11 protein-coding genes are annotated in these 14,839 nt (G+C 38.9%); 10 read left to right on the forward strand and 1 reads right to left on the reverse strand.

Going from position 1 to position 14,839, the window contains the following annotated elements:
• Positions 1 to 9: 9 nt before the first annotated feature.
• The 3 genes from groL (at position 10) to ACLHK8_RS09315 (ending at position 5,309) form a co-directional block, all read left to right on the forward strand.
• The gene (groL, locus tag ACLHK8_RS09305) at positions 10 to 1,641 is read left to right on the forward strand and encodes a chaperonin GroEL (RefSeq protein WP_063696776.1); all 1,632 of its coding nucleotides are present in this window, start codon (positions 10 to 12) and stop codon (positions 1,639 to 1,641) included.
• Between the two features lie 288 nt (positions 1,642 to 1,929).
• Positions 1,930 to 3,765: an APC family permease gene (locus ACLHK8_RS09310; RefSeq protein ID WP_057772800.1), complete on the forward strand. Its 1,836-nt coding sequence runs from the start codon at positions 1,930 to 1,932 to the stop codon at positions 3,763 to 3,765.
• 332 nt (positions 3,766 to 4,097) lie between these two features.
• Positions 4,098 to 5,309 (forward strand): glycosyltransferase family 4 protein, encoded by a 1,212-nt coding sequence (locus ACLHK8_RS09315; protein WP_082623243.1) that lies wholly within the window; start codon positions 4,098 to 4,100, stop codon positions 5,307 to 5,309.
• Between the two features lie 57 nt (positions 5,310 to 5,366).
• Here ACLHK8_RS09315 and ACLHK8_RS09320 read toward each other — a convergent pair whose 3' ends face one another.
• On the reverse strand, positions 5,367 to 6,005 hold the full coding sequence (locus ACLHK8_RS09320; protein ID WP_057772802.1) for a YigZ family protein: 639 nt from the start codon (positions 6,003 to 6,005) through the stop codon (positions 5,367 to 5,369).
• Positions 6,006 to 6,053: 48 nt separating this feature from the next.
• On the opposite strand from ACLHK8_RS09320, the gene ACLHK8_RS09325 reads away from it, so the two are divergent.
• From ACLHK8_RS09325 to ACLHK8_RS09355, 7 genes are all read left to right on the forward strand, one after another.
• Positions 6,054 to 7,391: a DEAD/DEAH box helicase gene (locus tag ACLHK8_RS09325; RefSeq protein WP_063696779.1), complete on the forward strand. Its 1,338-nt coding sequence runs from the start codon at positions 6,054 to 6,056 to the stop codon at positions 7,389 to 7,391.
• The gene (locus ACLHK8_RS09330; RefSeq protein ID WP_063696781.1) at positions 7,369 to 8,058 is read left to right on the forward strand and encodes a ComF family protein; all 690 of its coding nucleotides are present in this window, start codon (positions 7,369 to 7,371) and stop codon (positions 8,056 to 8,058) included. The genes ACLHK8_RS09325 and ACLHK8_RS09330 overlap by 23 nt, the downstream gene beginning before the upstream one ends.
• Positions 8,059 to 8,200: 142 nt before the next feature.
• A complete protein-coding gene (gene hpf, locus ACLHK8_RS09335) occupies positions 8,201 to 8,767 on the forward strand; it encodes a ribosome hibernation-promoting factor, HPF/YfiA family (RefSeq protein WP_063696783.1) in 567 nt (188 codons plus the stop codon).
• A gap of 312 nt (positions 8,768 to 9,079) precedes the next feature.
• A complete protein-coding gene (secA, locus tag ACLHK8_RS09340; protein ID WP_063696785.1) occupies positions 9,080 to 11,446 on the forward strand; it encodes a preprotein translocase subunit SecA in 2,367 nt (788 codons plus the stop codon).
• A 93-nt stretch (positions 11,447 to 11,539) separates the two neighbouring features.
• Positions 11,540 to 12,656 (forward strand): peptide chain release factor 2 gene (gene prfB, locus ACLHK8_RS09345; RefSeq protein ID WP_197460010.1). Its coding sequence is split into 2 segments (ribosomal slippage): positions 11,540 to 11,611 and positions 11,613 to 12,656, totalling 1,116 coding nucleotides; the frame shifts between segments, so codons are not numbered across the junction.
• Between the two features lie 32 nt (positions 12,657 to 12,688).
• Positions 12,689 to 13,408, forward strand: coding sequence for a response regulator transcription factor (locus ACLHK8_RS09350; protein WP_063696789.1), 720 nt, complete (start codon positions 12,689 to 12,691; stop codon positions 13,406 to 13,408).
• Positions 13,377 to 14,807 carry an ATP-binding protein gene (locus tag ACLHK8_RS09355; protein WP_063696792.1) on the forward strand — a complete coding sequence of 477 codons (1,431 nt, stop codon included), beginning with the start codon at positions 13,377 to 13,379 and terminating at the stop codon, positions 14,805 to 14,807. The genes ACLHK8_RS09350 and ACLHK8_RS09355 overlap by 32 nt, the downstream gene beginning before the upstream one ends.
• Positions 14,808 to 14,839: the final 32 nt, after the last annotated feature.

The raw sequence follows: 14,839 nt of genomic DNA on the forward strand, positions 1-14,839 counted from the left end.
GAAAATTTTATGGCAAAAGAAATTAAATTTTCCGAAGATGCAAGAACAAAAATGTTAAAAGGTGTCGACAAATTAGCTGACACAGTTAAATCAACAATTGGTCCAAAAGGTCGTAACGTTGTTTTGGAACAATCATATGGTTCGCCTACAATTACAAATGATGGTGTGACAATTGCTAAGTCAATTGATCTTGAAGACCATTTTGAAAATATGGGTGCTAAGTTAGTTTCTGAAGTTGCTTCAAAAACTAACGATATTGCTGGTGACGGAACAACCACTGCAACTGTTTTAACACAAGCAATTGTAAATGAAGGTATGAAGAACGTTACTGCCGGTGCAAATCCAGTTGGTATCCGTCGCGGAATTGAACGCGCAACAAAAGCCGCTGTTGAAGGCTTACACAAGATGTCTCATGAAGTTAAAACAAAAGATGATATTGCCCAAGTTGCTTCTATCTCAGCTGCAAACGAAGAAGTTGGCCAACTAATCGCTGATGCAATGGAAAAAGTTGGTAATGATGGCGTCATTACAATCGAAGAGTCACGTGGTGTGGATACAACACTTGATGTTGTTGAAGGAATGCAATTCGATCGTGGCTATATGTCACAATACATGGTTACTGACAACGACAAAATGGAAGCTGATTTAGACAATCCATACATTTTAATTACTGATAAGAAAATTGGTAATATTCAAGATATTTTGCCATTACTTCAATCAGTTGTAGAACAAAGTCGTTCATTGTTAATTATTGCCGATGATATTACTGGTGAAGCTTTGCCAACCCTTGTTTTGAACAAGATGCGTGGTACATTCAACGTTGTGGCTGTTAAAGCACCTGGTTTTGGCGATCGTCGTAAAGCCCAACTTGAAGATATCGCAACCTTGACAGGCGGAACAGTCATCACAGATGATTTAGGTTTGAACTTAAAAGATGCCACAATTGATCAATTAGGCCAAGCTAACAAGGTTACAGTTACAAAAGACGATACAACAATCGTTGAAGGTGCTGGTAATAAAGACCAAATCTCAGAACGAGTTGCGACACTCAGACAACAGATTTCTGAAACAACTTCAGACTTTGACAAAGAAAAATTGCAAGAACGTTTAGCTAAATTAGCTGGCGGTGTTGCTGTTGTTAGAGTTGGTGCTGCAACAGAAACTGAATTGAAAGAAAAGAAGTATCGAATTGAAGATGCTTTGAATGCAACACGTGCTGCTGTTGAAGAAGGCTTTGTTTCCGGTGGTGGAACAGCATTAGTTAATGTCATTCCTTCTATTGCTGACCTTAAAGCAGAAGGCGATGAACAAACTGGTATCAACATTGTAAAACGTGCTCTTGAAGAACCTGTTCGTCAGATCGCAAAAAATGCGGGTGCTGAAGGTTCAGTAATCGTAGAAAACTTAAAGAAACAAGAACCAGGCGTTGGTTACAATGCAGCAACTAGCAAATGGGAAAACATGGTAGACGCAGGAATTGTCGACCCTACTAAGGTTGTTCGTTCAGCATTACAGAACGCAGCCAGTGTTTCTGCCTTGTTATTAACAACCGAAGCAGTTGTTGCTGACAAGCCAGAAGCAAAAGATGATGCAGCAGCTGCAGCTCAACCACAACCAGGTGGCATGGGCGGCATGATGTAAACAAAAAACGGCTAATTTAGTATAGTCGAGAGCTTTTGAGATTAGGTGTAAGCCTAGTTTTGAAAGCTCTTTTTGTTTTCTGAAAATTTTTGAAAGAAGTGTGTATAAAACGGTGAATTTAAAGGTTGCACTTCATTTGTTTATGTGTTTGAATGGACAGCGAGCAGATTACTGAAATAATGAAAACTTGATGTAGAATAACATGCTCATTTGTAGTAAACTTACTTTTGATTTGCATTGCCCGGGTTATTGACTCGGGTTAATTTATTTTTGTGGAGGAGCATTATAATGTGGCATTATCTAAAAAGACTTTTAATTGGTAAACCGCTTAAAACCTTAGATGAAGGTGGACAAGCATTAACCAAGTTTAAAGCTTTGGCTTTGTTATCTTCGGATGCTTTATCATCAATTGCTTACGGGACAGAGCAAATTCTTTCCGTTTTGCTGGTTCTTTCAGCTGCAGCAACGTGGTATGCATTACCTGTTGCAGGAATTGTTTTAATTCTATTATTTGCGATTACGATTTCTTATCGGCAGATTATTCATGCGTATCCTTCAGGCGGTGGCGCCTATGTGGTTGCTAGTACCAATTGGGGACAATCAGCAGGACTAGTTGCTGGGGGATCGTTACTGGTTGATTACATGTTGACCGTGGCGGTTAGTGTGACTTCTGCAACTGAAGCCATTACTTCGGCCATTCCAAGCATTCATCCCTTTGCCGTTCCCTTGGCAATTTTAATTGTCATTGGGATCATGGCTTTGAACTTACGTGGCTTGCGTGATTCGGCTTCATTTTTAACCTTACCGGTTTATTTATTTATTGTCATGATTACGATCATGATTGGTGTTGGTTTTTTCAACATTGTCACCGGTAGAGTCGTTGCCCATGCCGCAGCCGGCATTGGGACGGCCGTTCCTGGAATGACGATGGTCCTATTTTTAAAGGCTCTATCTTCAGGATCCTCATCATTAACTGGTGTAGAAGCAATTAGTAATGCTGTCCCAAACTTTAAACGACCACGACGGAAGAATGCTGCTGGAACCTTAACCATCATGGCACTGATTTTGGCAGTCTTCTTTGCTGGAATCACAGTTTTGAGTTATTTCAGTGGAATTTTACCTAATGCTCAGCAAACAGTTCTTTCACAAGTCGGAGAAAGTGTGTTTGGACACGGTTTATTGTTCTACCTGTTACAACTATCTACTGCTCTTATTTTGGCGGTAGCCGCAAACACCGGATTTTCAGCTTTCCCAATGTTAGCTTATAATCTAGCTAAAGATAAGTTTATGCCTCACGCATACATGGATCGCGGCGATCGGTTAGGCTATTCAAACGGGATTATTTCATTAGCAGTCGGTGCGATCGTTTTGATCTTAATTTTCCATGGACAAACTAGTTTGTTGATTCCATTGTATGCGGTCGGGGTGTTTGTACCTTTTACACTTTCTCAATCAGGGATGATTATTCACTGGTTCCGTGAACGAACGGGCCACTGGTTATTAAAATCTTCTGCCAATCTTTTAGGAGCGGCACTGTCTTTTGGTTTAGTAATCTGTTTGTTCTTCTTACATTTTGGAAATGTTTGGCCATACCTTATTATCATGCCGGTCTTATTAAGACTGTTTTATAAAATTCATCAACATTATGTAAAAGTTGCTAAACAGTTGCGAATTGCAGCCAAGGGTAAAGTTCAGTTACATGATTACGATGGCTCAACAGTGATTGTTTTGGTTAGTAATGTAACTCGAGTGACTGCAGGCGCAATTAATTATGCACGTTCAATCGGGGACTACGTGATTGCAATGCACGTCTCTTTTGATGCAGATCCTAAAAAAGAACATAAAACGGCCGTTGAATTTAAGGCAGAATATCCTGATGTTCGGTTTGTTGATATTCATTCCTCATACCGTTCGATTGCAAATCCAACCTTACGTTTCTGTGATGTAATTGCGCGTCGAGCATCGGAACGAAATTACACAACGACAGTACTTGTGCCACAATTTGTACCGCGCAAACCTTGGCAAAATATTTTGCATAATCAAACGGGGTTGCGGTTAAGAGCAGCATTGAATTCACGGGAAAACATCATCGTTTCGACATATCATTATCACTTAAATGAATAATCAACGATGGCTTAATTTCTAATTATTTTTAAACTGGCAGTGTTGAGAATTATGACACAGCCAGTTTTTATTTTGACTTAATGTGTAAGTGGTAACATTGATTACACTTGTGTTACGGTTGTGGGGTTTGTATAATAATTATAGTGACTAGTTCATATTGTGAATGTTTTCAATACTTTTATAATTGTTCTAGCTTAAATGTGTTTAAAAAGATCGTTTCTTTCATTTTTGGGGTAGTTGAATATTTTTTGTTATTTTAAACTTCAAATTTGTGGAGAGAACCTGCCCACAAGCAAAATGTTTTTAAACACGTTCTAGAAAAGAGGTCTAACATGCGATTTGAAATTATTGTCAGTTTGTTTGCAACAGCAATTATCTCTGCTGTCTTAACGCCGTTTGTTAGACGACTCGCTTTTAAGGTGGGGGCAGTTGATGAACCCTCCGCGCGACGGGTAAACAAAGTTCCAATGCCAACAATGGGCGGGCTAGCTATTTTTCTGGCCTTTAACTTCGCTACATTTTTCCTTTTGAGAGCGCAAATTCCAACCAGACAACTGTGGGGGATATTTGGGGGAGAATGTATCATTATCCTAACCGGTGTAATTGATGATATTTTTGTCCTTAAGCCTTATCAGAAAATGATTGGTATTTCTTTAGCTGCTATCGAGGTGTTTGTATTTGCTAATGTGCGAATGACGACACTAACGATTCCATTTTTGGGAACAGTTGGGCTAGGCGTGCTAAGTTTTCCGATTACTTATCTGTGGATTGCAGGAATTACAAACGCGATTAACCTACTAGATGGCCTTGATGGTCTAGCTACTGGGGTTTCGATCATTGCCCTATTCACAACTGGGATTACTGGATTATTCTTTTTGCCGACAACTAATGTGTATGTCGTAATTATGATTTTTACGCTCGTTGCGGCCGAAATTGGTTTTTTACCTTATAATTTCTTCCCGGCCCGAATTTATCTGGGTGATACGGGTGCACTGTTTATTGGCTTTATGATTTCAGTTTTTTCATTATCGGGCTTAAAGAACGCAACTTTTATTTCGGTAATTATTCCGGTAATGATTTTGGGAGTACCAATTACCGATACGGTTTTTGCGATGTTACGGCGGATTTTAAACAAAGAACCAATTTCTCATGCAGATAAACGGCATCTGCATCATCGATTGATGCAGATGGGGTTAACCCATCGTCAAACCGTTTTTGTCATCTATGGAATTTCGCTAATTTTTTCTTTTATTGCTTTACTTTATCCAATCTCCACCATATGGGGATCTGTGCTGCTAACAATTGGCATCTTAATTGGTTTGGAGCTGTTCGTCGAAGCTATCGGGCTGGTTGGCAAGGATAGGCGGCCATTGTTAAATTGGATTCAAAAAGTTGTGACTTCCACTACGTCTAAAGAAACTAGCAATCAGTTAGAAGACGAAAGAGAAGAAAAAGAGCGTGTGGAAAAAATTAGGACAGCTCAGAAAAAAACTGATGAGCAAGCTAAAAGTGAGACATCAAAACCTGAAAAAGATAAAAAATAACCAAAAAAATAATCGTATTCAGTTATTCAGCAAAGACGCTGAGTAGCTTAAATACGATTATTTTTGTAGAGGAATTTCACTAAACTGCGTCCCAATAATTTGAAAAGTAATTTTGCCGCTGAAAAGATTTATGAGAGCAGTTTTGAAGGATTCAACTTCAGATTCAGCCACTGGAACCTGAATTGCTACATATTCGCCGAATTGGCTATCTAATACTTCATAGTGATTAGCGGCCAGCCAGTGGATTAAAGAATCATGCTGAGCGTAAGTAACAGTGAGTTTTAGGTTAGTTTGTGAAACGAGTTCAACTAAACCAATTTCTGTAAGTACTTGGGAGGCAGAGTTACTGTAAGCCCGGATTAGCCCGCCCGCCCCGAGCTTTATACCGCCAAAGTAACGAGTTACCACGATCAAAACATTGTGAACATGATTTTTTTGAAGAACTTCTAAGATGGGAACACCGGCTGTTCCCGAAGGTTCACCATCATCACTTGCTCTTTGGATGTGATCATCCTTCCCCAGCAAATATGCAAAACAATGATGATTAGCTTTGTGATGATGGGATTTAATTTCTTGAATAAATTGCAAAGCATCTTCTTCAGTTTGAATACGAAATATATCAGCAATAAAGCGAGATTTTTTAATATCAAGCTCATGGCTACCATTTTTGGCAATGGTGATTAAATTGTTTTCCATAAAAAATATTTCCTTTCTTTTGCGTATTTTAAAATTGGGTGATAGGAAATGGAAAAATCAGAATTCTTTGGGAGACTAGTTTTGATGCCCCGTGACTGGGCAATAACAGATGCAAACTTACAAAAGTTGCCGACAATGCAAATTAGCGAGAATCGGGTACGTTGTTTGCGTTGTCACACGTGGCATTTGAAACAAGCCGTTTCACTACCAAGAAATGAGTTTTATTGTCCAAGCTGTCTTCAATTGGGTCGTGTTTCGACATTAGAAAATTTTGTAACCGCAACGGAACCGAACCATTTTAAACCTTTAGAGACTTATTTAACTTGGCATGGTGAGCTCACAAATAGTCAAAAACGGTGTTCAAAGGAAGTTTTACAGGCCTTTGAGCATAGTCGAGATCATCTTTTATGGGCGGTGACCGGAGCCGGAAAAACAGAAATGCTTTTTCCAGGAATTACCGATGCCCTTCAAAAGGGAAAACGGGTTTGTTTGGCTTCTCCAAGAGTGGATGTGTGTTTGGAGCTTTTTCCACGTTTACAAGATGCCTTTCAAAATGTCGATATTGCGTTATTACACGGGCATCAAACTGATCCGTACCATTACGCCCAACTCACAATTGCCACAACTCATCAGCTATTAAGATTTTACCACGCATTTGATGTTTTGATTATTGATGAAGTTGATGCTTTTCCGTACGCACAAAATGAAAAGTTAATGTATGCGACAAAACAGGCTAAGAAGCCAACCGGAATGTGTCTATACTTAACAGCCACTCCTGGGAAAGCCTTAATGCAAAAAGTTAAACAAAAACAGATCGGCGTGAGTTACTTACCCCAGCGTTTCCACGGATTTCCATTACCGGAAATAAAGCCCAAGTTGGTTTTTAATTGGTGGAAAAAGGTACAAAACAAAAAATTACCCAAAGCTTTAAAGAGATTTCTTGCTGAATGCCAACAGACGGGGCGACAATTTTTAGTTTTTGTGCCACATATTAATCAATTAAAGGTGGTTTTAAACGCAATTGCCCAAAACTTTCCAACCTTGAAACTAACAACTGTTTTTTCTGCAGATGAACAACGTTTAGAAAAAGTGCAATTAATGCGGGATGGCAAAGTGGACGGTCTAATAACGACGACCATCCTAGAACGGGGGGTAACTTTTCCTAAAATTGATGTTTGCGTGTTGGGTGCAGATGATGGAACCTTTTCTTCGGCAGCCTTAGTGCAGATTGCTGGAAGGGTGGGGCGGAACCCACAACGTCCAACGGGGACCGTATTGTTTATTTGTGATGGCATTTCAAAGGCGGTCAATGAAGCAATTCATCAAATCAGATTTGTGAATCACAAAGCAAAGGAGGAATCGCATGCAGTGTCTCATTTGTCATAAAGCCATCCGCGTGACATGGCCATTGAGTTATTTGATGCTGCCAAGCAGAAAGGAAATTCCTCCAATTTGTGAGGATTGTCAGTCTGGTTTTTATAAAATTACTACAGCCGTGGCTTGTCCAAAATGTGGAAGAAGACAGGCTTCTTTGAAAGTGTGTAGTGATTGTGAAAAATGGCAACTTCATAGTACCTATCACTATGCAAACCATGCTTTGTATCAATACAATGAAGCAATGAAAGCCTACATGCATACGTATAAATTTCAAGGGGACTATCAGTTAAGGCATGTGTTTGATACCGAGTTTCCGCACTTTATTGAAAGTTTTCAAGGATTCGATTTAGTTGTTGCTTTGCCAATTGATCCCACCACTTGGACAACCCGTGGATTTAATCAGGTTTTAGGTTTGATGGGCTCGTTAAAGAACAGTGCCATTCTTCAAATGAACAGAGCTCAAGAAGAAAAACGCCAATCGCAAAAAAAGCGTCAAGAACGTCTGAAAACTGGTAATCATTTTCAGGTTGATGTAGAATATCGGCAACAGATTGAAAACAAAAGAGTTCTTTTGATCGACGATGTTTATACAACCGGGAGAACGCTGCGTCATGCAGCCGAGACTTTATATGATCAGGGCTGCGGGTGTGTAGAAAGTGTGACGCTTTGCCGGTAGTATCCAAAATTCTTTTGTTTTTCATTTGTTTAAAAGAGCGTTTTCATTTATAATGAAGTTAAGCAAGATATTAGAAGAGTGGTCCTTTCGATATCGTGTTTGGGCGAGCGTAAATGCTTGCTACTGAAGGGAGAGATAATTTATGCTTGATTTTAATGTACGTGGCGAAAATATTGAAGTGACAGAAGCAATTAGAAACTATGTGGAAAAACGTATTAGCAAACTAGAAAAATATTTTGATAATAGTATGAATGCTAAGGCGCATGTAAACCTCAAGGTTCATCCGGATAAGACAGCAAAGGTTGAGGTTACGATCCCGCTTCCATATTTGGTACTGAGAGCTGAAGAAACATCACCTGATCTGTATGCAAGTGTTGATTTGGTAACCGATAAATTGGAACGACAAATCCGCAAATATAAAACAAAAATCAATCGTAAATCTCGTGAAAAAGGATTTAAGGGTGTTGAAGTACCAGGTGCTGAGCTTGACGTAGATGACAGTGACGAGCCTGATTCAAAAGAAACTAAATTTGATATTGTTCGGACTAAACGAGTTTCACTAAAACCAATGGATAGTGAAGAAGCTGTTTTGCAAATGGATATGTTGAATCATGACTTCTTTATTTATCAAGATGCTGAAACTGATGCGGTTAACATTGTTTATCGTCGTAATGACGGGCGATATGGCTTGATCGAATCAGACGACTAAGCAACGTAAAAGTAAGTAGCTTTTGTGAAAATTAATTAAAACTAAATTTAAAATGAACATGGGATTCAAGTAAGAATTAAACCAGTTTGTGATGACAGATTGTATGTAGAGCTGTCATTGTGAAAGCTGGTTTGATTCTTTTTTTGTGGCGTAGAATTAACTAAAAAACTATCACAACATGGGTTCTTAACTATTTTGTTTAAAAATCGTTTCAATAATGTTAAAATGTTATATAGTCTACAAGTTTTCAAAAATAACAAATATGTAATTTAAAAAATTAAAAGAGTCTAGATTTAAGAGAGGAACAATTGAATGGCTAATTTATTAAAGAAATGGGTTGAAAGTGACAAACGTGATCAAAAACGTTTGGATCGTTTAGCAAATAAAGTTGAAGCATACAAAGATGAATATAGTAAGTTAACCGATGCTGATTTACAGGCCAAAACTCCAGCCCTTAAGGCACGTTTACAGGATGGCGAAACGCTTGATGATATTTTGCCTGAGGCTTTTGCTGTTGCTCGTGAAGGTGCAAAACGGGTTCTTGGATTATTCCCATTCCATGTTCAAATTATGGGTGGAATTGTTCTGCATGAAGGTAACATTGCCGAGATGAAAACTGGTGAAGGTAAAACTTTAACAGCAACAATGCCGGTTTATTTGAATGCGCTTGGCGGCAAAGGGGTTCATGTTGTTACCGTTAATGAATACTTATCTGGTCGTGATGCTACAGAAATGGGTGAGTTATATAATTGGTTAGGTCTAAGTGTTGGCCTAAATACCGCTGAAAAATCACCTGAGGAAAAACGAGCTGCTTATCTGGCTGATATTACTTATTCAACTAATAGTGAAATCGGGTTTGATTATTTACGGGATAACATGGTGGTATATAAAGAGGATATGGTTCAACGTCCCCTTAGCTTTGCTATCATTGATGAAGTAGATTCAATTTTAATTGATGAAGCCCGAACACCATTGATTATTTCCGGACAATCCGAAAATGGGACCCACATGTATAAGCGGGCAGATCGGTTTGCAAAGACGTTAACAGCTGACACAGATTACAAAATTGATTGGGAATCGAAATCAATTTCTTTAAACGATAACGGAATCGAAAAAGCTGAGAAATATTTCAACCTAAAGAATTTGTATGATGTTGATAATGCTTCATTAACTCATCATCTTGATCAGGCCTTACGTGCTAACTACATTATGTTAAAAGATAAGGATTATGTGGTTCAAGATGGGGAAGCACTCATCGTGGATCAGTTTACTGGTCGAGTAATGGAAGGTCGTCGTTTCTCTGACGGATTGCATCAAGCGATTGAAGCCAAGGAAAATGTTGAGATTCAAGAAGAAACAAAGACCATGGCTAACATCACTTATCAAAACTTGTTCCGGATGTATCATAAATTATCTGGGATGACTGGTACGGCTAGAACAGAGCAGGAAGAATTCCGCGAAATTTACAATATGGAAGTTATCACAATTCCAACTAACCGCCCAATGATTCGTGACGATCGTGCAGACTTGTTATATCCAACGTTGGAAAGCAAGTTCGGAGCAGTTATCAAAGAAATCAAACAATTGCATGCCAAAGGGCAGCCTATGTTAATTGGTACGGTAGCTGTTGAAACTTCTGAACATCTTTCCCATCTATTAGATGATGAAAAAATTCCCCATGTTGTTTTGAATGCGAAAAATCATGCTAAAGAAGCTGAAATCATTACCAATGCTGGTCAAAAAGGCGCCGTTACAATTGCGACTAATATGGCTGGTCGAGGAACTGATATTAAGTTAGGACCTGGCGTTAAAGAGCTAGGCGGACTAGCTGTAATCGGAACTGAACGACATGAGTCACGACGGATTGATAATCAGTTGCGAGGACGTTCTGGTCGTCAAGGTGATCCTGGTATGTCACAATTCTATTTATCATTAGAAGATGACTTAATGATTCGTTTTGGTTCAGAGCGAATCAAGAATTTGTTGCAACGTATGAAGGTTTCCGATGATGATGCCGTTATTCAAAGCCGCATGATTACTAAACAAGTGGAATCTGCTCAAAAACGAGTAGAAGGAAATAACTACGACTCACGTAAAAATGTTTTGCAATACGATGACGTGATGCGGGCACAACGTGAAGTGATTTACGGAGAACGACAACAAGTTATTTTGGCCAAAGACTCATTGAAAAACGTAATGGTTCCAATGATTCAGCGGACAGTTAATCAAGTTGTAGATGTTCACATGCAAGGAACTGAAAAAGATAAGTGGGATTTAGAGACGATTCTAGATTTTGCAAAGTCTAATATGGTTAATGAAGATACGATTTCGTTAGATGACCTTACAGGTAAAACAGCAGATGAAGTTAAAGGTTATTTATTAGATCGGGCTAAAGAAATATACACTCAAAAAGAAAAACAACTCTATGATCCTGCACAAATGTTGGAATTCGAAAAAGTTGTTATCTTACGAGTGGTTGATGCTCATTGGACTGAACACATTGATGCGATGGATCAATTACGTCAATCAATCGGTCTTCGTGGATACGGACAACTGAATCCGTTGGTTGAATATCAACAGGATGGTTACCGGATGTTCGAAGAAATGGTGTCAGATATTGAATATGATGCAACCAGATTATTCTTAAAGTCTGAAATTCGTCAAAATATCCAACGTTAATTTAGACGTATACTAAAGAAAGGATTGGAATCAAAACACTATGTTTTGGCCAATCTTTTTTTGCAGAAAGAATGTTTTAAGGAGTTTGATAAAATGGAATTAAGTGAAGCAAAAAAACAAATTAAACAAATGCAAGAAGAAGTCAATGACTTTAGGAGGTCACTTTGACTTCGATAAACTAAGCGAAAACATTTCAATCAATGAATCAAAAATGGGCGAACCTGAATTTTGGAATAATCAGGAGCAGGCTCAAAAACTTATTGATGAAACAAATATTTTAAAGCAAAAATACGATCAGTTTCATAATTTACAGTCTCAAGTGGAAAATTTATCTGTGACAGAAGAACTGCTTGAAATGGAAGCTGATGCAGACATGCAAAAGGAGTTTGAACAAAACTTTGATACAACTCAACAGGCATTAAGACAGTATCGATTGGGGTTGCTGCTTAACGGAAAATACGATGCAAACAATGCCATTTTGGAAATTCATCCAGGGGCCGGTGGCACCGAATCTCAGGATTGGGGAGCCATGTTGTTAAGAATGTACACACGATGGGCTGAAAAACATCAGTTTACAGTTTCGATTGAGGATTATCAGGCTGGAGACGTGGCAGGACTGAACAGTGTGAGTGCCGTGATTAGTGGACACAATGCTTATGGGTATTTGCATGCGGAAAAAGGTGTTCATCGCCTCGTTCGGATTTCGCCGTTTGATTCAGCTGGTCGCCGTCATACATCATTTGCCTCTGTTGATGTCATGCCAGAACTAGATGATTCAGTGGAAATTAATATTAATCCAGATGACTTACGAGTTGATGTTTACCGCTCAAGTGGTGCTGGCGGCCAACATATCAACAAAACATCTTCTGCTGTCCGAATTACACATTTGCCTACGGGGATTGTAGTGGCCAGTCAGGCCCAGCGTTCGCAATTACAAAATCGGCAGACAGCAATGTCCATGTTGCGGGCTAAACTCTATGAACGTGAAGAACAAAAAAAGGCGGAACAACGTGCGGCGATTGAGGGGCAACAGTTAGAAATTGGCTGGGGATCTCAGATTCGTTCTTATGTTTTTCATCCCTATTCCATGGTCAAAGATCACCGTACTAACTTTGAGACTGCCAATGTGCAAGGTGTGATGGATGGCGATTTGGATGGATTTATCGATGCGTACTTACAGTGGAAATTACAACAAGAGAATCCACAGTAGTTGGACTTTGCAAATGAACGGAGGCAAAGTTAATGAGTGAGAAAATTTTAGTGGTTGACGATGAGCCCTCAATTGTGACATTAATTACGTATAATCTTAACGAGGCGGGTTTTGAAACTGATAGTGCTTCTTCGGGGTTACAGGCGTTGGATTGGCTACAGAAAAATCAGGCCAATTTAGTAGTCATGGATTTAATGTTACCAGGAATTGATGGGCTAGAAACGATTAAACGTATTCGTTCAACCCAGCCAGACCTACCTGTTTTGATTTTGACAGCTAAAAATAACGAGCTGGATAAGATTGTCGGCTTTGAAATAGGCGCGGATGATTATCTCACCAAACCTTTTAGTCCACGAGAATTGGTAGCCCGGATCAAAGCCATATTAAGACGAACTCAAAATGGCCATCGTGATGTGCCTACTCCAGAACCGGAAAGGCAGTTAAAAACGGTAGGGTCATTAGTTATTGATGAAGATCGTTTTGAAGTCTTTAAAGCAAATAAGAAAGTGGCTTTAACGCCAAATGAGTTTAAATTATTGGCCTATTTGTGGAAACACGCGAATCATGTTTTGAATCGGGATACAATTTTAAATGCTGTGTGGGGTTATGATTATGCAGGGCAAACGCGCATGGTTGATATTCACGTGAGTCATTTACGTGATAAAATTGAAGATGATCCTAAAAATGCAAAATTAATTTTAACAGTGAGAGGCTTTGGTTATGAGTTCAACACAAAAAAGAATGGTGAATAGAACCCTACGCTTTTTCCTAACGAGTTTAATTGGAAATGTTTTGATGGCGTTTTTAGTTTTAAAAGCGGTTCAAAAGGGACAACACAGTTTTAGTGCTCAAGAAATAAACTACTTTTTGTTGTTTGCAATTACGATTTTTGTAACAGCAATTGAGGTTGTGGTCTATTACAGTAATTTACGGCAGACTCAGTTACGGCAGGATGCTTTAAATGAAAAGCTTCAAGAAGTTTTAAAAGGTAAAAAAGCTAGTCAAATTGTTTTGCCAACCGATGATCCGTTTTATGAATTAACGATGACTGTTAATAAGATTGAATCTCATGATCGTCATCAAATTCACAATTTGACTAATCAAGGCAACGAGTTAAAAGCGATTGTGAATAACCTACCTGTTGGGGTTTTGGTTATTAACCGGCATCGAGAAGTTCAGCTGGCCAATCCAGCGACAGTGGATTTGTTACAGTTACAAATTAAGACGGATCCGCATCCTTATACGATGGACATTAAAGAAGGTAAGCTACAAGCTTTGATTGAGCGAACGTTTGAAACGAAGCGAGATCACCACCGAACAATTCATTTAAAACGGGAACCAAGTGAAAAAGTTGTCGAAGCCTCAGTCGTTTATAACAAACAAGTGCATCATCGTTTTGAAGTCATTGTTTTACTTTATGACATTACAGAAGCATGGACTGTTGAACAAATGCAATTAAACTTTGTCAGCAACGCCAGCCATGAATTAAGGACACCAATCACTGCTATTTCAGGTTTTGCAGAGACACTGATGAATGGTGCTAAAGATGATCCCGACAAACTGGATGAGTTTTTACGAATTATTCAAAAAGAAAGTCGTAAATTAGTTCATTTGAGTGAAGATATCTTATCAATTTCACGAACGCAGTCTGATGATCAGCAGTCCTTAAAGATTGAGGATTGTGATCTCGCGGCTTTGAGCCAAGAAGAGATTAATGTCTTGCATCGAGGTGTACAGTTGCATCAAGTACAGGTTTCAAATCAGATTCCTGAGGGTACAAAAGTGCAAACTGATGCAGAGCAATTAGGACAGATTATTAAAAACTTAGTTGCTAATGGAATTCGCTACAATCGTCCTCAAGGTAAGGTGACAATTTCGTACCAGGAAACTCACAATCGTTGGAAATTGATCGTTCAAGATGATGGGATTGGAATTGCTCCAGAAAATCAACATAAAGTCTTTGAACGCTTTTATCGGGTAAACTCTAACCGACCTGGTGAGTTAGTTAGTGGAACTGGGTTGGGATTACCAATTGTAGCAGAAAGTGTCAAAAACTTAGGTGGAGAAATCAGACTCAATTCTGAACCCGGTAAGGGATCACAGTTCATTTTGACGTTTCCTAAAGTTTGGCAACCAATCACAGAATTTTAGAGAATAAATAAGATGTAAATCAAATAAAAAAG

Source organism: Pediococcus sp. M21F004 (assembly GCF_051122535.1).
Lineage (GTDB): Bacteria > Bacillota > Bacilli > Lactobacillales > Lactobacillaceae > Pediococcus > Pediococcus inopinatus.

Coding starts and splice junctions, on each gene's coding strand:
- groL (WP_063696776.1), top strand. CDS start 10: ATGGCAAAAGAAATTAAATTTTCCGAAGATGCAAGAACAAAAATGTTA.
- ACLHK8_RS09310 (WP_057772800.1), top strand. CDS start 1,930: ATGTGGCATTATCTAAAAAGACTTTTAATTGGTAAACCGCTTAAAACC.
- ACLHK8_RS09315 (WP_082623243.1), top strand. CDS start 4,098: ATGCGATTTGAAATTATTGTCAGTTTGTTTGCAACAGCAATTATCTCT.
- ACLHK8_RS09320 (WP_057772802.1), bottom strand. CDS start 6,005: ATGGAAAACAATTTAATCACCATTGCCAAAAATGGTAGCCATGAGCTT.
- ACLHK8_RS09325 (WP_063696779.1), top strand. CDS start 6,054: ATGGAAAAATCAGAATTCTTTGGGAGACTAGTTTTGATGCCCCGTGAC.
- ACLHK8_RS09330 (WP_063696781.1), top strand. CDS start 7,369: ATGCAGTGTCTCATTTGTCATAAAGCCATCCGCGTGACATGGCCATTG.
- hpf (WP_063696783.1), top strand. CDS start 8,201: ATGCTTGATTTTAATGTACGTGGCGAAAATATTGAAGTGACAGAAGCA.
- secA (WP_063696785.1), top strand. CDS start 9,080: ATGGCTAATTTATTAAAGAAATGGGTTGAAAGTGACAAACGTGATCAA.
- ACLHK8_RS09350 (WP_063696789.1), top strand. CDS start 12,689: ATGAGTGAGAAAATTTTAGTGGTTGACGATGAGCCCTCAATTGTGACA.
- ACLHK8_RS09355 (WP_063696792.1), top strand. CDS start 13,377: ATGAGTTCAACACAAAAAAGAATGGTGAATAGAACCCTACGCTTTTTC.